Source organism: Citrobacter amalonaticus (genome assembly GCF_002918555.1).
GTDB lineage: Bacteria > Pseudomonadota > Gammaproteobacteria > Enterobacterales > Enterobacteriaceae > Citrobacter_C > Citrobacter_C amalonaticus_A.
The window spans coordinates 778,969-800,137 of sequence record NZ_PQMB01000001.1 but is presented as its reverse complement, the minus strand read 5'-3'; the positions used below and the strand labels follow the sequence as shown (position 1 = coordinate 800,137).

The 21,169-nt window shown below is 54.1% G+C and carries 16 protein-coding genes, 1 tRNA gene and 3 pseudogenes; 15 read left to right on the top strand and 5 right to left on the bottom strand.

Annotated elements, in window-relative coordinates:
• The first annotated feature begins 3 nt into the window (after positions 1–3).
• The 10 genes and pseudogenes from C3432_RS03990 (at position 4) to C3432_RS03935 (ending at position 11,494) form a co-directional block, all read left to right on the top strand.
• Positions 4–1,164 (top strand): hypothetical protein, encoded by a 1,161-nt coding sequence (locus tag C3432_RS03990; protein ID WP_103775369.1) that lies wholly within the window; start codon positions 4–6, stop codon positions 1,162–1,164.
• Positions 1,151–4,561, top strand: a complete 3,411-nt coding sequence (locus C3432_RS03985; protein WP_103775368.1) for an ImcF-related family protein — start codon at positions 1,151–1,153, stop codon at positions 4,559–4,561. The genes C3432_RS03990 and C3432_RS03985 overlap by 14 nt, the downstream gene beginning before the upstream one ends.
• Positions 4,562–4,776: 215 nt before the next feature.
• Positions 4,777–4,983, top strand: a pseudogene (locus C3432_RS28510) (type VI secretion system domain-containing protein); the annotation flags it as partial.
• 21 nt (positions 4,984–5,004) lie between these two features.
• Entirely contained in the window at positions 5,005–6,768 is a 1,764-nt protein-coding gene (gene tssF / locus C3432_RS03970; protein ID WP_103775632.1) for a type VI secretion system baseplate subunit TssF, read from the top strand.
• Positions 6,723–7,826, top strand: coding sequence for a type VI secretion system baseplate subunit TssG (gene tssG, locus C3432_RS03965; RefSeq protein ID WP_103775367.1), 1,104 nt, complete (start codon positions 6,723–6,725; stop codon positions 7,824–7,826). Before tssF ends, tssG begins: the two co-directional genes overlap by 46 nt.
• A complete protein-coding gene (tssJ, locus tag C3432_RS03960; RefSeq protein ID WP_181012866.1) occupies positions 7,807–8,343 on the top strand; it encodes a type VI secretion system lipoprotein TssJ in 537 nt (178 codons plus the stop codon). Before tssG ends, tssJ begins: the two co-directional genes overlap by 20 nt.
• Positions 8,336–8,787 (top strand): annotated as a pseudogene (gene tssE / locus C3432_RS03955) (type VI secretion system baseplate subunit TssE). The gene tssJ and the pseudogene tssE overlap by 8 nt, the downstream one beginning before the upstream one ends.
• A gap of 249 nt (positions 8,788–9,036) precedes the next feature.
• Positions 9,037–9,435, top strand: coding sequence for a hypothetical protein (locus C3432_RS28295; RefSeq protein WP_103775365.1), 399 nt, complete (start codon positions 9,037–9,039; stop codon positions 9,433–9,435).
• Positions 9,436–9,493: 58 nt separating this feature from the next.
• Positions 9,494–10,598 (top strand): annotated as a pseudogene (locus C3432_RS27915) (VasL domain-containing protein); the annotation flags it as partial.
• 338 nt (positions 10,599–10,936) lie between these two features.
• Entirely contained in the window at positions 10,937–11,494 is a 558-nt protein-coding gene (locus C3432_RS03935) for a tail fiber domain-containing protein (RefSeq protein ID WP_146050908.1), read from the top strand.
• Positions 11,495–11,629: 135 nt separating this feature from the next.
• Here the strand turns inward: C3432_RS03935 and C3432_RS27390 are convergent, their stop codons facing one another.
• From C3432_RS27390 to C3432_RS03925, 3 genes are all read right to left on the bottom strand, one after another.
• Positions 11,630–11,740, bottom strand: coding sequence for a DUF4102 domain-containing protein (locus C3432_RS27390; protein WP_146050907.1), 111 nt, complete (start codon positions 11,738–11,740; stop codon positions 11,630–11,632).
• Positions 11,741–11,900: 160 nt separating this feature from the next.
• A tRNA-Arg gene (locus C3432_RS03930) sits at positions 11,901–11,975 on the bottom strand.
• A 75-nt stretch (positions 11,976–12,050) separates the two neighbouring features.
• Positions 12,051–12,983: a formate/nitrite transporter family protein gene (locus C3432_RS03925; protein WP_181012877.1), complete on the bottom strand. Its 933-nt coding sequence runs from the start codon at positions 12,981–12,983 to the stop codon at positions 12,051–12,053.
• Positions 12,984–13,281: 298 nt separating this feature from the next.
• On the opposite strand from C3432_RS03925, the gene mlaA reads away from it, so the two are divergent.
• Positions 13,282–14,037, top strand: a complete 756-nt coding sequence (gene mlaA / locus C3432_RS03920; protein WP_103775361.1) for a phospholipid-binding lipoprotein MlaA — start codon at positions 13,282–13,284, stop codon at positions 14,035–14,037.
• Positions 14,038–14,099: 62 nt separating this feature from the next.
• Here mlaA and fadL read toward each other — a convergent pair whose 3' ends face one another.
• The gene (gene fadL / locus C3432_RS03915; RefSeq protein ID WP_103775360.1) at positions 14,100–15,440 is read right to left on the bottom strand and encodes a long-chain fatty acid transporter FadL; all 1,341 of its coding nucleotides are present in this window, start codon (positions 15,438–15,440) and stop codon (positions 14,100–14,102) included.
• A gap of 373 nt (positions 15,441–15,813) precedes the next feature.
• Between fadL and C3432_RS03905 the strand changes: the two genes are divergently transcribed.
• The 4 genes from C3432_RS03905 (at position 15,814) to sixA (ending at position 20,549) form a co-directional block, all read left to right on the top strand.
• Positions 15,814–16,098 carry a YfcZ/YiiS family protein gene (locus tag C3432_RS03905; RefSeq protein WP_103775358.1) on the top strand — a complete coding sequence of 95 codons (285 nt, stop codon included), beginning with the start codon at positions 15,814–15,816 and terminating at the stop codon, positions 16,096–16,098.
• Positions 16,099–16,275: 177 nt separating this feature from the next.
• Complete coding sequence (gene fadI / locus C3432_RS03900) at positions 16,276–17,586, top strand: acetyl-CoA C-acyltransferase FadI (RefSeq protein ID WP_103775357.1); 1,311 nt, start codon at positions 16,276–16,278, stop codon at positions 17,584–17,586.
• Positions 17,586–19,721 carry a fatty acid oxidation complex subunit alpha FadJ gene (gene fadJ / locus C3432_RS03895; RefSeq protein ID WP_103775356.1) on the top strand — a complete coding sequence of 712 codons (2,136 nt, stop codon included), beginning with the start codon at positions 17,586–17,588 and terminating at the stop codon, positions 19,719–19,721. The genes fadI and fadJ overlap by 1 nt, the downstream gene beginning before the upstream one ends.
• Before the next feature lie 342 nt (positions 19,722–20,063).
• On the top strand, positions 20,064–20,549 hold the full coding sequence (gene sixA, locus C3432_RS03890) for a phosphohistidine phosphatase SixA (protein ID WP_103775355.1): 486 nt from the start codon (positions 20,064–20,066) through the stop codon (positions 20,547–20,549).
• 51 nt (positions 20,550–20,600) lie between these two features.
• Here sixA and smrB read toward each other — a convergent pair whose 3' ends face one another.
• The gene (gene smrB, locus C3432_RS03885; protein ID WP_103775354.1) at positions 20,601–21,152 is read right to left on the bottom strand and encodes an endonuclease SmrB; all 552 of its coding nucleotides are present in this window, start codon (positions 21,150–21,152) and stop codon (positions 20,601–20,603) included.
• Positions 21,153–21,169: the final 17 nt, after the last annotated feature.

Sequence of the window (21,169 nt, the reverse complement as noted above, 5' to 3'; positions counted from 1 at the left end):
TTTATGAGCTGGGAGCGTCAGAAAGCTACTATCACCGCAGAACCAGAAGAACCTTCACTGGTTTTGTGGCTGATTGTGGGCCTTATTGCTGTTATTGCTGGAGCTCTGCTTTTTATTCTCCACGCCAATCATTTTTTGGGAGCATTACAAAAATTCAATCTCTGGATTGTTTCCGGAAGCCCAATTTTTATCTGGTTCATTACGATTTGCCTTCGCGGTTGGGTTTATAACCACGTAATGGACCGGCATCAGTTTGAATCAGATGAGGCAGACTATGCGCAGCAGCAATGGACCTCCTGGGCCGGGCGTTATCTGGCGGTCTTGTATAGCCGAGTCATCCTGCCTGATGGACTGACGCCATCAATCTTTTTGCAGTCTCCCAAAGATCTCGAACAGGGTAGCTCTCTTTGTCGGAAAATAACGCTACCCTCTGGTGGAGATGCTTTTTCAGCATTGATTGGGGGCCTGGATATATCAGAATTACAGCGCTTATCTGACCTCCCTTTCCACGCAACCTTACTGACTGATTCACACGATCCTGCTGAGACATTGCAGAGAGAATTTTCAACTTGCTGGCTCCAGTTATTCGGACAGGCTTATCCCGTACCGCCGCTGACGATCCTTAAAGCCAGATCTTTTGATTGGGTGGGCGAACGTCTTAAATCCCCGATTCTGGATGTTGAGCTTCTGTTGGTTCACCAGACTCAGGGAGAGAGGGAGTACAGCGATGCGCTCGCGGCCTTATTGCTGACCTCGGATGATGTGGCGACTAAATATCAGCTTAGCCATCACGCCCGCTTGCTACGCCCCATGTCACTTGAGCCGACAGAAGCATTGGATGAAGCGCTCGATATGTTCTTCTCCACCCAGTCACATGCCATCAAAACGCACGCGATTGTCGGAGACAGTATTACATGGGGAGATAATTTTTCCGCTTTGCTGGTCAGTGCGAAAAAATATGAAGGCAGATGGAAACCACAGCAATGCCACTGGCTGGAAAGGTATGCCGGACTTAGTGGTCCCTTCTCACCCTGGATTCTGGCAGCTGTCGTCAGCGATATTGCTGCCCTGATGAAAGAGGACTGCCTGATGGTATCCATTGACAAAGAGCGACGTTATATGAATACCGTAACTACAGGGAACCTGATGAATGGCGAAGGATAGTTCAGTGTGGCGTGGAAACTGGGGACGTCTCAGTATTACAGCGCTGATTGCTGCGGCGGTAGCTTTGGCCATCTGGAAAAAGGGTGATGCCATTGGGCTGAACAGCAACGGATTGAAGGTGCTGGGGTTTGTGGTGGCGATGATTTTGCTGCTGCTTTTCCGTCACGGTAAAGCCATCGGCCTTGCAATTAAACAGCAGTGGTCACGCTTTCAGGCAAAACGCAAAAACGTTCTGCCATCCGATGAAGGCCGCGTTGCCCGGACCCCGCCACGCAACGTCACCGTAGATACCATCCGCCTCGCCATGCGTAACCTCTACGGTCGTCGCTGGGGCCGTAAAACGCGCATTCTGCTGATAACTGGTACAGTCGCTGAAGTGGAGCAACTGACCCCAGGCCTGACGGGCCAGCTCTGGCAGGAAGACCGTGGCACGCTGCTGTTGTGGGGCGGTGACCTCAACACCCCTGCGGACAGTGCCTGGCTGACCGCCCTGCGCAAACTGCGCCGCCGTCCGGTGGATGGTCTGGTGTGGGTCACTTCAGCCTTTGACCAGCTGTCAGCGCCGGGGCTGGAGCAGTCATTACCGGTACCGTCTGAAAGCACCATGGACTCCCTGTCTCATGCCATCAGCGCGCGTATGGAAATGCTTGGCTGGAAACTCCCGCTTTATGTCTGGTCCCTGCACCCGCGTGCCGGTCAGCCGGATGGTCGCATTGTACAGGCCACTGGCTGTCTGCTGCCTGCCGGTTGCGGTCCTGAAGGTCTGGCTGAACAGCTTTCAGCCCTGACGCCGGAACTGACTTCTCAGGGTTTGCTGCAAACCTGCGATGATGTAAAACACAACTTCCTGCTGATGCTTACCGACCAGCTCATTCGTGAACCGGAGAGCCTGACCGCGCCATTGTCGGTGATGCTCAATCCGTATCGTCCGCTGCCGCTGGCTGGCGTGGTGTTCAGCCAGCCTTCTGCCGGTGCTGAACGTGCCGTGCCGCATCACTGGGGCATGGACAAGCGCTGGGATGTTCTGCCTGAATCTGTCCGGACGCTTCCTGTCGGACTGCGCCCCGTTAAACCGGGGATCCCGTGGCGCAAGGTGATGGCGTCTGCCGCTACGCTTACGATGGTGGGCTGGGCTGTGTGGATGGGCATCTCGTACGTGACGAACCGCAGCCAGATTGACGGCGCGAATGCCCAGGCAACGCTTGCTGCCAGGCAAAATATGCCGCTGGAGCAGCGTCTGCATGCCCTGTCTGAACTGCAGAAAACGCAGGCTCGTCTGCAGTACCGTGCTGAGCATGGTGTGCCGTGGTATGAACGTGCCGGGCTGAGTCAGAATGATGCGCTGCTGGCAGCACTCTGGCCACGTTATCAGGACAGCGCCCTTCCGTTGTTGCGGGATGCGGCAGCCAGACACCTGCAGAGACAGCTGAATGCCTTTAACGCCCTGCCGGCAGACAGTCCTCTGCGTGAGCAGATGGCAAAAAACACTTATGACCAGCTTAAGCTCTACCTGATGCTGGCCCGTCCTGAGCATATGGACGCCGCCTGGTTTAGCTCTGCTTTGCTGAACGACTGGCCGAATCGTGATGGCGTGAAAGGCGGCGTCTGGCAGGGCGTGGCCCCGTCACTGCTGTCGTTCTATGGCGCGCAGCTGGTTGCGCACCCTGAGTGGAAGTTACGTGCCGATGAAAACATGGTCAGCCAGGCGCGTTCCCTGCTGGTTCGCCTGATGGGCGTGCGTAACAGTGAATTAACGCTGTACCAGAAGATGCTCTCCCAGGTGTCGCACCTGTACGTCGATATGCTCCTCGAAGATATGACCGGTGATACTGACGCTTCCCGCCTGTTCAGCACCACGGAAATCGTGCCGGGCATGTTTACTCGCCAGGCCTGGGAGCAGGCCGTGCAGCCTGCCATCGAGAAAGTGGTGAAAGCCCGCCGGGATGAGCTCGACTGGGTACTCACTGACAGTAAACGCCAGGTGAGTAAACAGGATGAAACCTCCCCTGAGGCCCTGAAAAAGCGGCTAACGGAGCGCTACTTTGCCGACTTTAGCGGAGCCTGGCTGGAGTTTTTGAACAGCCTGCGCTGGAACCGGGCCGCGACGCTGTCGGATTCTATTGACCAGCTCACCCTGATGGCCGATGTGCGTCAGTCACCTCTGGTGGCGCTGATGAACACCCTGAACGTGCAGGGGCGCACCGGGCAGACTGGTGAAGCCATTTCGGATTCCCTGGTGAAATCGGCCAAAAACTTGCTTGGCGGTGATAACAAGGATGCGATTGACCAGAGTGCCGGTGTGCATGGCCCGCTGGATGCGACCTTTGGCCCGGTGCTGGCGCTGATGGACAAGAGCCGCACCGGCGCACAGGTACTGAGCCTGCAGTCATACCTGACCCGCGTGACCCAGGTCCGTCTGCGCCTGCAGCAGGTGACCAACGCCGCCGACCCGCAGGCCATGATCCAGACCATTGCCCAGACGGTATTCCAGGGCAAAGCCGTGGACCTCACCGAAACCCGTGACTATGGCAGCCTGATTGCCGCCGGTCTGGGGCAGGAGTGGAGCGGCTTTGGTCGCACGGTGTTTGTGAACCCGATGGAACAGGCCTGGCTGCAGGTACTCACCCCGGCGGCCGACAGCCTCAATGCCCAGTGGCAGCAGGCGGTGGTTGCTGAGTGGAACAGCGCCTTTGGTGGCCGTTATCCGTTTAACAACGCCAGCAGTGATGTTTCATTGCCGCTGCTGGCTAAATACCTCAATGCCGACTCCGGGCGTATCGCACAGTTCCTGCAGACCCGTCTTAAGGGCGTGCTGCATAAAGAAGGCAATCGCTGGGTGCCGGACAGCATCAACTCGCAGGGGCTGGCGTTTAACCCGGCATTCCTTAATGCCATCAACACCCTGAGTCATATCTCAGATGTGGCCTTCACCGAAGGCAATGCCGGGATGAACTTCGAGCTGCGACCGGGCACCGCCAGTGGCGTAATGCAGACGGATATGATTATCGACAGCCAGAAGCTGACCTACATGAATCAGTTACCGGCGTGGAAGCGCTTCACCTGGCCTGAGGATACGGAAGCTCCCGGTGCAAACCTGAGCTGGATTAGCACGCAGGCGGGCACCCGCCAGTACGCGGATATTCCGGGTAGCTGGGGCCTCATACGCCTGCTTGATAAAGCCAGCGTGAAGGCATATCCGGGTGTGGGAAGCAGTTACAGCCTGAGCTGGAAAGCCCAGGATGGTCGCATGCTCAATTACACCCTGCGTACCGAAGCGGGAGAGGGACCTCTGGTATTGCTGAAACTGCGTAATTTCCGCCTGCCTGAGACTATCTTCAGCACGACCGGCGCTGTGGCATCAGGCCAGGTCGCCAGCGATGCAGAGGAGGTCTACTGATGAGCATGCTGAACACGTTACTGAGTGCCTGTCAGGCAGAACAGGAACCATTACTTGTAGCAACCCGTGAGCGCGTGGTGTAGTGGGATAACTGGCTGCAGCCGCTGTCCGGGCAATCGCCCGCTGGCGAAGACCCGGGCTATGATGATGACTTCCAGCAAATGCATTAAGAGGTCAATAAACTCTCCGGGGCGGACACGGAGCTTATCTGCCCTGAGCTGAGCGAGCGGGCCGGTGAGGTCACACTCACTGACTGGGAGCCTGAGCTCCTGTTTGAAGTCCGCGCACGCCACCTGAAGCTCCTAAGACTGAAAGCAGGTCGCAGTGAGGCTGACAAAGTACGCCTTACACCGTTAATGGACCCGTTATTTGCCGGGCTGATCGCAATCGATCCTGCCCGTGCCGCCGTGCTTTGCGGTTAGACCCACAGGAAAATGAACAAAATGGAAGATTTAACCCTGCGCTATTTCGATGCGGAAATGCGCTATCTGCGTGAAGCCGCGAAAGAGTTCGCACAAACTCACCCCGACCGGGCCGCCATGCTGGACCTCGACAAGGCCGGTACACCGGATCCGTATGTTGAACGCCTGTTCGAAGGCTTTGCCTTCTCAATGGGGCGCCTGCGTGAAAAGATAGACGACGACCTGCCGGAGCTGACTGAAGGTCTGGTCAGCATGCTCTGGCCACACTACCTGCGCACCATTCCGTCGCTCTCGGTGGTGGCACTTACCCCGGCGCTGCATGCCATGAAAATGGCGGAAGTGGTGCCTGCGGGCCTTGAGATATATTCCCGCCCGGTAGGGCCAAAGAACACCGTCTGTCGTTACCGTACCACCCGGGATGTGATGCTCAACCCCCTGAGCGTTTCGGGCATCACCATGACCACTGAACCTGATGGTCGCTCGCGGCTCACGATGCGCTTTGCCTGCAGCAGCCAGGCAGACTGGTCCGGTGCTGACCTCCGCCGCCTGAGCCTGTATCTCGGGGCGGATGCCCCTGTCAGCAGCCAGCTGCATCTGATGCTGACCAAACGGCAGGCCGCCCTGTATATGCGTCTGTCCGGCCAGACCGACCGTATTCGCCTCGACGGGTATTTCTCACCGGGAGGGTTTGCCGAAGAGGATGGGCTGTGGCCGAAAGGAGACACTGCGTTCAGCGGTTACCAGCTTCTGCTGGAGTACTTCACCTTCCGCGACAAGTTTATGTTTGTCCACCTCAACGGCCTGGACGGCATTACGCCGCCTGCCGGAGCGGAGTACTTCGACATCGAAGTCGTGTTCAGTACGCCGTGGCCATCAGACCTGCCGGTCACCGGTGATGCCGTTCGCCTCCACTGCGTACCGGTGATTAACCTGTTCACCCTGGAGGCGGACCCACTCACTATTACGGGCCTTGAAAGTGAGTACCTGCTGCGCCCTAAGCGGCTACAGGACGGGCATACCGAGATTTATTCGGTGGATTCGGTTACCGGCTCAAACCGGACCAGTAACGCAGAGTACGTTCCGTTCAGCAGCTTTCGTCACAAGGGTGGGATGATGCGCCGTCATGCGCCACCCCGGTATTACCACACCCGCGTTAAGCGGGGTGTCTCCGGACTGTATGACACCTGGCTTATCCTGGGAGGTCACCAGTGGGAAGATGACCGCCTGTTTGAGCGCGAAGCTGTGTCGCTGCAAATCACCGGGACCAACGGCCAGCTTCCGCGTCGGGCGCTGCAGAGCACGCTGCTGGACCGCTGCGAGCAGGTGGTGGATACCCAGCTTTCCGTACGCAACCTCTGCAAGCCCACGCTGCCGGTTTACCCGCCTGCTGAAGACCGCTTCCACTGGAGGGTGTTGAGCCATCTGGGGTCAGGGTTCCTGAACATGATGAGCACGGCCGAAGTGCTTCGCGGCACGCTGGCGCTCTATAACTGGCAGGAAGATGAACTGAACACCCGGCGTCTGGAAGCGATTCAGCATGTGGATCACCACCGCCTTCAACGTTTTGAGCAGGGCTACCTGCTGCGGGGGCTGGATATCGAAGTGACCCTCGACAGCAATGGGTTTACGGGGGAGGGCGACATCCATTTGTTCGGCGAAATGCTCAACCGTTTCTTTGCGCTGTATGCCGATATGAACCAGTTCAACCAGCTCACCCTCATCGTTCAGCCAGAAGGAAAATGCATCCGGTGGAAAGAGAACCACAGTCCGCGCCTGCCCGGCTGATAGCGCAGCTGGGCGACCGGCTGCCATACATGAATTTTTACCGCTTCTGCCAGTTGCTGGAGCAGAGCCAGTCGGATAAACCGGTCACCGGCAGCACCTGGCAGGTGCGACATGAGCCGGTGCGCTTCCGCCCTCATCCGGGGATGGGGTTCCCGGCCTCCGAAATCAAGGGAGTGGAGTCGCCTGAATATCCGCACCTGCCACCGACGGTGCGTATCACCTTTATGGGGCTCTACGGCGTGGAGTCCCCGCTACCGACGCACTACATTGATGACATTACCCGGCGGCGGGAAGGGTATGAAGCCACCGCCGATTTTCTTGATATCTTCAACCACCGGCTGATTGCCCAGTACTACCGTATCTGGCGTAAATACTCCTACCCGGCGACCTTTGAAGAAGGTGGTAAGGATAAAACTTCTCAGTACCTGCTGGGGCTGACCGGGCTAGGGATTGACGGCTGTACGGACAGCATCGCGACCCCGGCTTCTCGCTTTCTGGCGCTGCTGCCGGTCATGCTGCTGCCAGGGCGTACCGCTGAAGGTATGGCTTCACTGGTACGTCTGCTGGCACTCAACACGCAGGCGAAAATCTGGCACCACGACAAACGCCGTGTGCCGCTGAAGAAGCCCCTGACCATGAGTGTGCGCCAGCCCGTCACCCTGATAAATCGCCCGGTGATGGGCAACTATGCCACTGATGTGAACAGCCAGGTGTTGATGCGCCTGACCACCACTGACCCGGCTGAAGTGCAGGGCTGGTTGCCGGGCGGGGAACTTCACACCGACCTGATGGCGCTGCTGCATGTGTATCTTGGCTCGCGGCTCGATGTCCGCCTGCAGCTGTGCGTCGACCGCAGTCTGCTGCCGGATGCGACGATGAGTACCAGACATGAAGCTGGCGCAGTGCAACTGGGGCGCACTGCCGTGATGCGGCCGCTGAATGCGGTGAACACCGCCACGCACCCTAAAACGATAACCATCAATCTTGGCCGCTATGAGCGGTTACAGGAAAATATTCACCGCAGGGAGACCGATGAAGATGGCGATTATTGCTGGTAAATTTCCGCTGGCCGCGCTGGTCGCCGGTATCACACTGATACTGGTGGGCTGTGGGCTGACTCAAAAAGTGGCAGACGGTACCGTTGCTGTGACCAAATCGATTTTTTATAAGCAGGTAAAAACGCTGCATCTGGATATTCGCGCCCGGGAAGCCGTTAACAGCAATGCGGGTGGGGTTGCGCTTTCGACGGTGGTGCGTATTTACCAGTTGAAGGACCGCAAGACCTTCGACAGCACGGACTACCCGTCACTGTTTAAAGTTGACAGCCAGGCTATTAAAGCAGACCTGGTGGCGGAAAAAGATATCCGCCTGCAGCCGGGCGGGGCGGTGACGGTCGATATGCCGATGGAGAAAGATGCGCAGTACGTGGCAGTGGCGGGAATGTTTATGTCACCGGACCAGGAGAACAACACCTGGCGCGTGGTACTGAGCCGCGATGACCTTGACCCGGATAAAGCCCGCGTCATCGAAGCGGGAAACAACCGGCTGACCCTGCAGGCGCTGAAAGATGAGTGAGTCACCCCGTCCTTCACTGTATGAAACGCTTTACGGCAACTTTACCGGCGGCCTGGACCTGCATCAGGTCAGCGAGCAGAACCAGGTTATTCTGTCTGTACTCGACAATATGCAGCGTATCCTTAACTGCCGTGCCGGCACGCTGGCGCATCTGCCGGATTATGGCCTACCCGATATGACCAAAATCCTGCAGGGTATGCCGGGGACTGCCCATGAACTGATGGGTACCCTGTCGGCTGTTTTGCTCAAATATGAGCCACGGCTGAAAAAATAACTGTTGTTCTGCTGGAGCAGAATGTCCCGGGCGAACTGCGCTATGCAATTGATGCTGAACTCAGGGGTATTGGACTTGTGCGTTACGGCACCGAGTTTATGCCGGAAGGACGGGTCCTGCTGAGGCATCTGAAGCAACAGCAGTATCTCGACACGACTACCCGTCTGTAAGGTCAGATATGTGGTCAGGTACTGTGAGCGGCTGGGCCTTTACTCCGCCTTGAGCCTAATCCTTCCCTGGGCAGGGTTTTGATGAGAGCTCATTTTTTTGGGCTGATTATCGCGCTTCTTTCATAGCAGAATCGGAATAAGTAATAGTTACTTTTTGCTTGTTAGTTATTGCGTATTAACCTGGCGAAACAGTTAATGGCTGACGGGGAAAATAGCCCCAAAGTAACGGAATAAATCACGGATATGGAAATGAGAAAATTAATCTTCCTTTTGGTTTCAGGAATACTGTTTACGACACAAGCCGATGCTGCGCGTGGAAGGCTGCCCTGTTCAGGCTCAAAAGGTGGCATAGCTCACTGCACATCGGATGGTCGTTTTGTCTGTAATGACGGGAGCCTGAGTCAGTCGAAGCGATTCTGTTCCGGGTATGGTTCCTCAGATGCCAGCAATCAGGCAAAACCGTCCACTTCCACCCGCAAAACGCAGACGAAAAAGGTGACAACGGCTAAAAAGCAGAAACCGCAACCCGTTGCAGAAAACGACGAACCGGTCAGTACACAACCCCGACAGCCCACATGCGCTCCTCTCTACATGGCCAACAAGCCCGGATACACCCATTTACCGATTTGCTCAGGGAACCAGTATTAATCGGGTATGGCAAAGGTTCCTTATCCGTTATTCAGATTAAATAGTCAGGATTAAAAGAAGAAAGGAAAGAGCGGCTTACGCGGCCATCAGCGAGAAAATCACCTTTCTGGTACCTGAAGATAATGCCGACTGGGAAAGCGTAAAACAGCAGTTTCTGGATAAGGTCGCCCTGCTGGAAAACGCGCAGGAAGAAAAAGAATATCAGGCTGAGCTTAAGCGTCAGATGCGGGAAGAAAAACAGCGTCAGGATGAGCTGGACCAGCAGCAGCGCGAAGCGGAAGAGGAGAAGCAACGCCTTGCGGAACAGCAGCTTTTACTGGAAGAAGCCCTGCTTGCCGCCGAAGGCGCCCACAGGGAAGCGCTGGAAAGACAACGTCTGGAGCTTAAGCATCTGAGCCAGCTCGACACCTTGCGTACTATGATGCACAACAGTGCTGTCCGGCTGGAAAACAGCGATGGTATAACCAGTACCGGGCCGAACATTCAGCCAGGTATCATGTTGCCTGCCACCGTGATGAATGGTGCGGTAGAAGCCACGGACGACTATGCTGGTGATAACCAGCGCCACAGTGTGGGGCTGGCAGTTTCTTCACCGGTCAGATCCGCTACAGACCCAGCTTGCAGCCTCACTGGTGCCATTACCTGCACCTCTCACGTCTGAACAACTGGGGATGTTGCGTCAGCAGACCCCGTTACCGCAGGACCTTATCGCCCGCACACATCAGCAGCTTGTCCGACTGGGTAAGTTACCGTCTGACTGGAAAATTGCATACAGCAGAAAACTCATCGAACAGGTTCAGGCATTGTGCCCGGAGCAGGCTAAGCCTCTGATACAACAGTGGCAACAACAACTTAATTCTTCCGCATTACTGACAGAACAACTCAATGGCTGGAATCAGGGGATGGCAACGTTACAAAAACTGAGTGACCGTCTGAACGGGCTTGATGAGCAGAAGGGCAAATATAAGACGGTCAGCGAACTGAAATCCGTTGTATTTTCCATCCGACAGTCTTTTAACCTGTCCATACCGGCTGAAGAGCAACTGCGTGCATTGTCAGAAAATCCTGCTGGAGTACCTTTACCTGCCGCTGCGAGGCCTCAACTGGAGATGCATCTGAAACAACTGGCAGCCCGCTATGCTGAAATAAAACAGAAGGCATGAGAGTAACATAGTGCTAAAAAATATGGGTAATTCAGACTGTTACCGTAATCATCGTACCTGGTGGACCGTTGGGGATTTAACCTTTCTGGAAAATAACGATTCTTCCACACCTGTCGCGGATATTGCTGTCCGGCTGGGACGGAAGCCCGGCGCAGTGAGGCTAATGGCTGATAAGCTCGGATGCCGAAAAAAGAAAAGTGCGCCGTGGAGTGAGGCTGAAATGGATAGTATCCGTGACCACTATGCCCTGGGTACGTAGGCCAGGTCCCTGACACAGCTACTTCAATGAGGAAGTCGCTGTGCGATCTTTTCTATGGCCGAGACGCTGGGAGTGCAAAGTGGTCGTTTCCGGCGGGAGGAGGAACACGATATTCTTAAAACGGACTACCCCCACTGCAACATCATACTCAGGAGTCAAAGTAAAAATTAATGACAATGTAGGTTTCTGTTTTTCCGTCAGACAAAACCGGGCGTTCATTCAGTCTACAGAGGCCGGGGCATCGATGGGCTGGCGTGAAATAACCATGGCAGCTGTCTCTGATATCACGTTTAAAATGGATGTTGTCTACGGCGATGGTAAGGCATCGTGGGATAATGTTAAGGCAATGCAGCCTGTCACGTTCTGCTATAAAGATGATGAGGGTAAATCAGTACGGCGGGGATTTATTGCACAGGATCTGGAAAAAATCGACCCTCAGTACATCAAGAGGCTGAATGGGGGTGTGGATGAGGACGGAAATCTGAAGGAGACCCTGACTCTGGATACGAATCCTCTGTTGATGGATGCGCTGGTTGTACTGAAGATTCTTATAGACAAGGATGATGAAAGAAAGAGGGCGATAGAATTAATCAGAAGTGAACTTGACGCTGTTCGTCGTAATCTTCAGCCTGACTAAATTTCACCTCACGCCAGTTACTTACCATTACATCACTTCAAAGGGCTTGAACTCTGTAACTGATGAATTAATACTGTATATATAAACAGTATTTATCAAAGGTGACATCATGGGCTTTCCCTCTCCGGCAGCAGACTACGCAGAAACGCCAATAACCGGCACATAAAGGTATAGGCCGTTGCTGTCGAGTAACCGGTACGGTTTATCTTTCGGCTTTGCCGCGTCGATCTGCTTGATGGTAAGCATGGGTAAAATTCCGGTGGGTAAAATTATTTACTCGTTTTTTACCCGCCGAGGTATGCGGCTGTCAACGTTCTATTGCGAACTATGTCGAACTGACATTTTATTGGTAGCTTGCTGTGTAAAGGATTTTGCGAACTAATGCGGAGAGCGGCGAACTATGAATTGGTGTCCCCTGCAGGAATCGAACCTGCAACTAGCCCTTAGGAGGGGCTCGTTATATCCATTTAACTAAGGGGACGAAGCGGCACGAGTATAGCGTTTTTCCAACGCCGGAGTAAGTACAGTGCCACCTGACTGCTCAAAGAGTCACCATTTATGTCTGTTTTTCTTTGCCTTTCTGTTTTTTTGCCCCACGCTCAGCTTGTTGCCGTGCCTCTTCCTTACGCTTATTGCTCATGTCATTGCGGATCTGCGCATGGCTCATGAGGGCAAAAATGAAGGTACCGCCGCAGATGTTTCCGGCGAGGGTTGGCAGGGCGAAGGGCCAGATAAAGTCGCTCCAGTGCAGCATACCGTTGAAAACCAGGTAGAGAATTTCTACCGACCCGACCACAATGTGCGTGGTATCTCCCAGTGCGATAAGCCAGGTCATCAGGATAATCACCACAATTTTTGCCGCGCCTGCGGCAGGGAACATCCAGACCATCGTTGCAATCAGCCAGCCAGAGATAATTGCATTCGCAAACATCTCTGTCGGACTGTTCTTCATCACGTCCATACCAATTTTGATGAAGGCATCGCGCGTCTGCTCATCAAAAATAGGCATATATTCGAATGCCCATGCGGCAATGCCAGTGCCGATGAGATTGCCCAGCAACACCACGCCCCACAGCCGCATTAGCAGGCCAGCATTGACGAGTGTCGGATTCTGCATTACCGGTAGCACGGCGGTAACGGTATTCTCAGTAAACAACTGCTGGCGCGCCATAATCACGATGATAAAACCGAAGGTATAGCCGAGATTTTCCAGCAAAAAACCACCGGGTACGCCTTCCAGTTCAACGTGAAATATCCCTTTTGCCAGCAACGATGCTCCCATCGATAAACCTGCGGCGATGGCTGACCAGAGTAATGCCATCGCATCACGTTCCATCTCTTTCTCGCCTTCCTGGCGGATATGCTCATGAATGGCCATGGCGCGGGAGGGGAGTCGATCTTCGTCGACTTCAATTTTCTTACCGTGCTGTTTCTCTTCGCTTTCAACTTCCAGTTCATCGCTGTGTTGATCTATTTTTTCTTTTTCGATTTCGTTCATACCGGTGTTCCTGAATTAAGCACGTATAGCTTAAGCGTAGCGGCTTTTATTCCCTGCAACGCTGGAGAAACGGTGAAATCGCAAAAATGGTCATTCCATTTTTATCTAAATCGTTAGAATAGAAGCACCGCCGTATCCACGTGACCAGGCTATGATCAAATCAGCGAGAGTGGCTATATAGACATCGTTCGACGTGCTGTTACAATCGCTCACACCTAAACAGGCGGATACGGTAGCGTTCCGTCATGGATGGCAATCAGCGATAGCCATAATCTACAGGGAGACATTTATGAAGCTTCGCCTGTCGGCGCTTGCGCTGGGGACCACACTGCTTGTGGGCTGTGCGAGTTCCGGTACAGAACAGCAGGGGCGTTCAGACCCGTTTGAAGGGTTTAACCGCACCATGTACAACTTCAACTTTAATGTGTTGGATCCGTATGTCGTCCGACCGGTGGCTGTCGCGTGGCGTGATTATGTTCCGCAGCCTGCCCGTAATGGTCTGAGTAACTTCACCGGTAACCTCGAAGAACCTGCGGTAATGGTCAACTATTTCCTGCAGGGCGATCCGTATCAGGGAATGGTGCATTTTACTCGCTTCTTCCTGAACACGATTTTAGGGATGGGCGGCTTTATTGATGTTGCGGGTATGGCGAATCCAAAACTGCAGCGCGCCGAACCGCACCGCTTTGGTAGTACGCTGGGTCATTATGACGTAGGTTACGGGCCGTATATGCAGCTCCCGTTCTACGGCAGCTTCACGCTGCGTGATGACGGCGGCGATATGGTGGATACCCTTTATCCGGTGCTTTCCTGGCTCACCTGGCCGATGTCAATCGGGAAATGGACGATTGAAGGGATTGAAACCCGCGCGCAGCTGCTTGATTCCGATGGTCTGCTGCGCCAGTCCTCCGATCCGTACATCATGGTGCGTGAGGCCTATTTCCAGCGCCATGATTTTATCGCTAATGGCGGGAAGCTCAAGCCGCAGGAAAACCCGAATGCGCAGGCTATTCAGGACGACTTAAAAGAGATCGACTCCGAGTAACTTCCTGAGGGAAATAAAAAAGGTGCGCTAAAAAGCGCACCTTTTTTTACGCCTGAAGTAAATCAGAACGCGTAGTTAAAGTTGGTACCGAACAGCCAGGCTTTACCTTCAGATTCGAACTGATACGGACCTTCGTTGATCTTAACGCTCTGACCATGCATATAAGAGACGCCCACGTCGACAGATGCATCTTTATTAAACGCGTAGGTGGTACCCGCGCTCAGCCATAAACGGTCCTGATCCGGGATGGAGATAGAACGGTTTTGAGCCGGAACCGGGCTGTCGTCAAAGGCAATACCGGTACGGAACGTCCAGTTATCATCGTAGTAGTAGGTGGTACCCAGCGCGATACGGTAAGCGTCCTTGAAGCCTTCATGCTTCTCGAACAGCGTCTCTCCACCGGTTGATTTCGCCTTCAACTGCTGGAACTGGCTCCAGCTGGTGTAGGCCAGGCTGTAGTGGATGGCCCACTGCGGTGCCACGCGGTTATAACCGGAGACTTCCCACATTTCAGGCAAATTCAGCGTCAGATAACCCGACTGCGTTGCGCCACCGGTGGCGGCTGGGATCGGCAGATTATAGCTATTCAGCGCGCGTGGCAGATCGCTGCTGTAGTCACCTTTAAAGTCGATTTTCACTTCAGAACGGTAAGTTAAGGCATAACGGTTGTTCTTATCCAGTTCATACAGAATACCGGCGTTCCAGCCAAAGCCCCACTGGTTACCGCTCAGGTGGGCAATTTTAGTATCGCCCGGAATACCGTTAGCGGTAGCTGCCAGTTGTTGGCCCTGCGGCGTTTGCCCGGCAGGGGACTGCATGATCTGGCCTGCCACCAGTTGACCGAGGTCACCGGCATAGCGTTCAATCTTGGCACGTGCGTAGACGGCGTTCAGCCCGAGGCCGAAGCTCCATGCGTCATCCAAGCGATATGCACCGCTTAAATTGAAGTTCATGGTTTCGAGGTCGGTCGTTCCCCCCACGGAACCACCCGCATAGGTGTCATTGAATTCGGTTGCCAGACCGTAGTTGGAGGTTACCGACGCACCCCAACCAAACTGGTCATTAATAGGGGCAACGAAGTGCGCGTTTGGTACCCAGGCCGTAGGGGCGATGTTATCCGCATCAAGGCTACGGCCAGAAGGGGAGCGCCCGCTGATGTTTACATCCGGGTCGATATAAACCGCCCCCGCAGAAAACATTGGACGATCAAACATGGAGATCAGTGCCGGGTTACGGCTTACGTTACCTGCATCGTCCGCGATGGCGCCTTCACCCGAATAGGCCCGGCCCAGACCAGAGGAAGAAAATTCGTTTAGCTGAAAGCCTGCAGACCAGGCCTGTGTGGAGATAATTGCCACTGCGACTGCGAGAGCAGACTTTGTAAACAGGGTTTTCTGGCTCATGACCATAACCTCAATTGATTTATTTTTATACAAACTATGTTACATGCTGTAACAGGAGCGCGAAGTGTAGGGTCTGCGGTACAACATAGAAATCAGACCAGTGGCGTGAGTATAGGTCTGACCAGCTTAAATGTTGCAAGTATGTTTATAAGTTTTTTCAATTGTGATCTCGAAAACGCGATCCAGCTGGCAAAATTGTGGGTTATTACATTCACCCGTTTAGGCGATTTTTGTTTTAGATCATTTTTAAGTGTGATTTCGGTCACTTATCCTATTTCGCACAATTAACAACTGGAGAGGCAGATTTCAGAGGCGTAAAATATCTTCAACGTTTATCTGGCACCCTGGGTGCAAAATACAGAGGAAATCTACAATGAGTAAATGCAGTGCTGATGAAACCCCGGTTTGCTGCTGTATGGATGTTGGCACCATTATGGACAACTCCGATTGCACCGCGTCATACAGCCGCGTGTTCGCAACCCGTGCAGAAGCAGAAGAAACGCTGGCGGCGCTGACTGAAAAAGCGCGTGGCGTGGAGTCTGAACCGTGCAAGATTACGTCGACCTTTACTGAAGAGTCTGAAGGTGTACGTCTGGATATCGATTTTGTTTTTGCTTGTGAAGCAGAAACGCTGATTTTCCAGCTCGGTCTGCGTTAATCCCTCCTTGCTTTGAATGCTTCTGTCAAATTCAGACAGAAGCATTTTCGTAACAGGCAGTGATTATTCACTGTGTCATAGCTCTCACTTTCTTTTCTCCCCGCTTGGCTAAATGTAAAAAATTGGTTAAGACTGTGATCAGGTCAGACCACTTATTTATTTTTACAGGGGAGTGTTATGAGTCAGGCTTTACCGCTGGTAACCCGTCAGGGCGATCGTATCGCCATTGTGAGCGGATTGCGTACGCCTTTTGCCCGTCAGGCGACGGTGTTTCATGGCATTCCCGCTGTCGATTTGGGAAAAATGGTGGTGGGGGAACTGCTCGCCCGTAGTGAAATCCCTGCTCAAGTCATCGAACAATTGGTTTTCGGTCAGGTCGTCCAGATGCCGGAAGCACCGAATATTGCGCGTGAAATTGTCCTGGGTACGGGGATGAATGTGCATACCGATGCCTACAGCGTCAGTCGCGCCTGCGCTACCAGTTTTCAGGCCGTTGCCAACGTAGCCGAGAGCCTGATGGCAGGCACTATTCGGGCGGGAATTGCCGGGGGAGCCGATTCCTCATCGGTGCTGCCAATTGGCGTCAGTAAAAAACTGGCGCGTGTGCTGGTGGATGTGAATAAAGCGCGTACCACTACTCAGCGACTCAAACTTTTTTCCCGCCTGCGTTTACGCGATTTGCTACCCGTACCACCCGCAGTCGCTGAATATTCCACCGGGTTGCGGATGGGGGATACCGCAGAACAAATGGCCAAAACCTACGGTATCACACGCGAGCAACAGGATGCCCTGGCACACCGCTCCCACCAGCGCGCCGCACAGGCGTGGGCAGAAGGAAAGCTGAGCGATGAAGTGATGACGGCTTACACTCCGCCTTACAAAACTCCACTTTCGGAAGACAATAATATTCGGGGAAACTCCACGCTGGCTGATTACGCCAAATTGCGTCCGGCTTTTGACCGTAAACACGGCACGGTTACCGCGGCTAACAGTACGCCACTCACTGACGGGGCGGCCGCCGTGATCCTGATGACCGAATCCCGTGCGAAAGAGTTGGGGCTAATTCCTCTGGGCTATCTGCGCAGCTACGCTTTTACCGCAATTGATGTCTGGCAGGATATGCTGCTGGGACCGGCCTGGTCGACGCCGCTTGCGCTGGAGCGCGCCGGGTTAACGATGGGCGATCTGACACTGATTGATATGCATGAAGCCTTTGCCGCTCAGACGCTGGCGAACCTCCAGCTGCTTGGCAGCGAGCGCTTTGCCCGTGAGGTGCTGGGCAGAACGCACGCAACCGGTGAAGTGGATGACAGCAAGTTTAACGTACTGGGGGGATCCATTGCGTACGGGCATCCCTTTGCCGCCACCGGTGCCAGGATGATCACCCAAACCCTGCATGAGCTACGTCGTCGGGGGGGCGGCTTTGGCCTGGTTACCGCCTGTGCGGCGGGGGGATTAGGCGCGGCAATGGTTCTGGAGGTGGAATAATGGAAATGGCATCGGCTTTTACGCTCACTGTGCGTCTGGATAACGTCGCGGTTATCTCTGTGGATGTTCCCGGAGAGAAGATGAACACCCTGAAGGCTGAATTCGCCTCGCAGGTTCGCGCTATCCTGAAACAAATCCGTGAAAACAAAGCGTTACGTGGAGTCGTATTTATCTCGGCAAAGCCAGACAATTTTATCGCGGGTGCGGATATCAATATGATTGGCAGCTGCCAAAGCGCACAGGAGGCTGAAACGCTGGCGCGTCAGGGTCAACAGCTGATGGCCGAAATTCATGCCCTGCCGGTTCCGGTTGTGGCTGCGATCCACGGTGCGTGTCTGGGTGGCGGGCTGGAGCTGGCGTTGGCGTGCCACAGCCGCATCTGTACTGATGATGCGAAAACTGTGCTCGGTTTGCCGGAGGTGCAGCTAGGGCTGTTACCGGGATCTGGCGGGACCCAACGTTTGCCGCGTCTGGTAGGGATTAGCACGGCGCTGGATATGATCCTCACCGGCAAACAACTTCGTGCTAAACAGGCGCTCAAGGCTGGACTGGTGGATGACGTTGTACCGCATTCTGTCCTGTTGGATGTCGCCGTTGAGTGTGCGAAACAGGATCGTTCATCCCATCGCAGCCTGCCGGTTCGTGAGCGTATTTTGGCGGGGCCGCTCGGTCGCGCGCTGCTGTTCCGCATGGTGAGTAAAAAAACGGAGCAGAAAACCCAGGGAAACTATCCGGCAACGCAGAGGATCCTCGACGTTATTGAAACCGGGCTGGGGCAGGGGTGCAGCAGCGGTTATGACGCGGAAGCGAGGGCGTTTGGCGAACTGGCAATGACGCCTCAGTCGCAGGCGTTGCGTAATATTTTCTTTGCCAGCACGGATGTGAGAAAAGATCCCGGCAGTGATGTGCCGCCAGCGCAACTGAACAGCATAGGCGTTCTTGGCGGTGGATTAATGGGCGGGGGGATCGCCTGGGTGACAGCCTGTAAAGGCAGGTTGCCAGTGCGTATCAAGGACATCAACACTCAGGGAATCAATCATGCGCTGAAGTACAGTTGGGATCAGCTTGAAACCAAAGTCCGGCGGCGTCATATCAAGGGCAGTGAAAGAGATAAACTGCTGGCGTTGATCTCTGGTACTACCGACTATCGTGGTTTTGCCCATCGCGATCTGGTGATTGAAGCGGTGTTTGAAGACCTGTCGTTAAAACAGCAGATGGTGGCGGAAGTTGAGCAAAATTGCGCGCCTCACACCATTTTTGCCTCTAACACCTCATCTTTACCGATTAGCGATATAGCAGCGAAGGCTGCCAGACCCGAACAGGTGATTGGCCTGCACTTTTTCAGTCCGGTAGAAAAAATGCCGTTGGTGGAAGTTATTCCTCATGCCGCCACTTCTGAACAAACTATCGCCACCACCGTATTACTTGCGAAAAAACAGGGAAAAACACCGATTGTGGTGCGGGATAAGGCCGGGTTCTATGTAAACCGTATTTTAGCGCCTTATATGAATGAAGCGATTCGCATGCTGGTTGAAGGTGAGCGTGTCGAGAATATCGACGCTGCGCTGGTAAAGTTTGGTTTTCCTGTCGGGCCAATCCAACTTTTGGATGAGGTCGGAATTGACACCGGGACTAAAATTATACCTGTACTGGAAGCGGCTTATGGAGAACGTTTTAGCGCGCCTGCAAATGTTGTTGCTTCAATTTTGAATGACGATCGCAAAGGTAGAAAAAATGGTCGCGGTTTCTATCTTTATGGTGCGAAAGGGCGTAAAAGCAAAAAACAGGTCGACCCTGCAATTTATACGCTTATTGGCGCGCAAGGGCAGAGTCGGTTGTCCGCGCAGCAGATAGCTGAGCGATGCGTAATGATGATGCTTAACGAGGCGGCACGCTGTTTTGGTGAGCAGGTGATCCGCAACGCGCGGGATGGCGACATTGGTGCGGTGTTTGGGATTGGTTTTCCTCCGTTTCTCGGCGGCCCGTTCCGTTACATGGATTCTTCTGGCGCGGGTGAAGTGGTTGCGACATTGCAACGGCTGACCGCGCGTTATGGCTCGCGCTTTACACCGTGTGACGTCTTATTGCAAATGGCGGAGCGCGGTGAACGTTTTTGGAAAACAACGACATCCTGAATAATTCGAGTTGCAGGAAGGCGGTCAGGGAGTGAATCCCCGGGAGCTTACTGAAGTCCGTGTCCGGGCCAGGTAATAAAGCCAACGCATCTGCAACTTAAAGCAGGACGGGTATGCAACTGACCTGAAATCATAAGGTCAAAGTAAGGTAAATCCGCACTGGAAAGCTGAGTGTTGGTCAAGATGTAAACAGATATTGACTATACTTACGCCATTGAGGTAAAAAACAGCGTTTCATTCGGTGAATGGATAAGGCACAATGCCGGCCACCGCATTCTGACCATAGCCAACTGGGTTTTAGGTTTGAATGTGGGTGATTCTGGTTAACAAAAGCGGTGCAATATGCAAGTTTTTATCATGCGTCACGGCGACGCGGCCCTCGATGCCGCCAGTGATTCGGTTCGTCCCTTAACTCCCTGTGGTTGTGACGAATCCCGCCTTATGGCGAACTGGCTGAAAGGTCAAAAAGTGGACATCGAACGTGTTCTGGTGAGCCCGTTCCTGCGAGCCGAACAAACGTTGGATGTGGTAGGGGATTGCATGAACCTGCCTGCCGGGGTGGATGTCCTGCCGGAGTTGACGCCCTGCGGCGATGTTGGCCTGGTCAGTGCTTATCTGCAGGCGCTGGCCAATGAGGGTGTTGCGTCGGCGCTGGTTATTTCTCACCTGCCTCTGGTGGGATACCTGGTGTCTGAGCTTTGCCCGGGTGAAACGCCGCCGATGTTTACCACATCTGCTATTGCCAACGTAACGCTTGATGAAAGCGGGAAAGGCGTTTTCAACTGGCAGATGAGCCCGTGTAATCTGAAGATGGCGAAGGCGATTTAATCGTTTTCTGTCAAAAAGAGCCGCATCTGCGGCTCTTTTTGTTTTCAGCGTTCAGGGAAGCTCAGGCGGTTGCCACTCTTCCACCTCTATCAGCACCAGCAGCGCAGCATCGCCGCCATACTCTTTGGGGGCCTGATGAAAGGCCATAACGTGTGGATGCTGCGCCAGCCAGAGGGGGGTTTGTTGCTTAAGAATGTGTTTACCGTGACCATGCATCACGCAGGCGCAGAAGACATGCTCGCGACGACAGGCCGCAATCAGCGCACCCAGCTCCTGTTTGGCCTGCTGCTGCGTCAGACCGTGCAAATCTAAAAACAGCTCTGGTGAGTAATCGCCACGGCGCATTTTCTTCAGCTCAAAGTGGCTGACGTCAGGACGGACATATTTTACCGGGCCATCAGTATTCAATAGTGGCTGAAATTCGTCAGAGAAATAGTGGCTGGCATCGGCCTGTTCCTGAATCAGTCGCTTGACCGGGACTTCTGTTGTCTTTTTACGTTGCGGTCGGTGGACGATAGTGTCTTGCTTCATCTGACGGGTGCCGGTCATCAGCTGCCGGAACAGCGTCTGGTCCTCCTCGCTGAGCGATGTTTTCTTTTTCATTAGGCGGTCTCATCTTT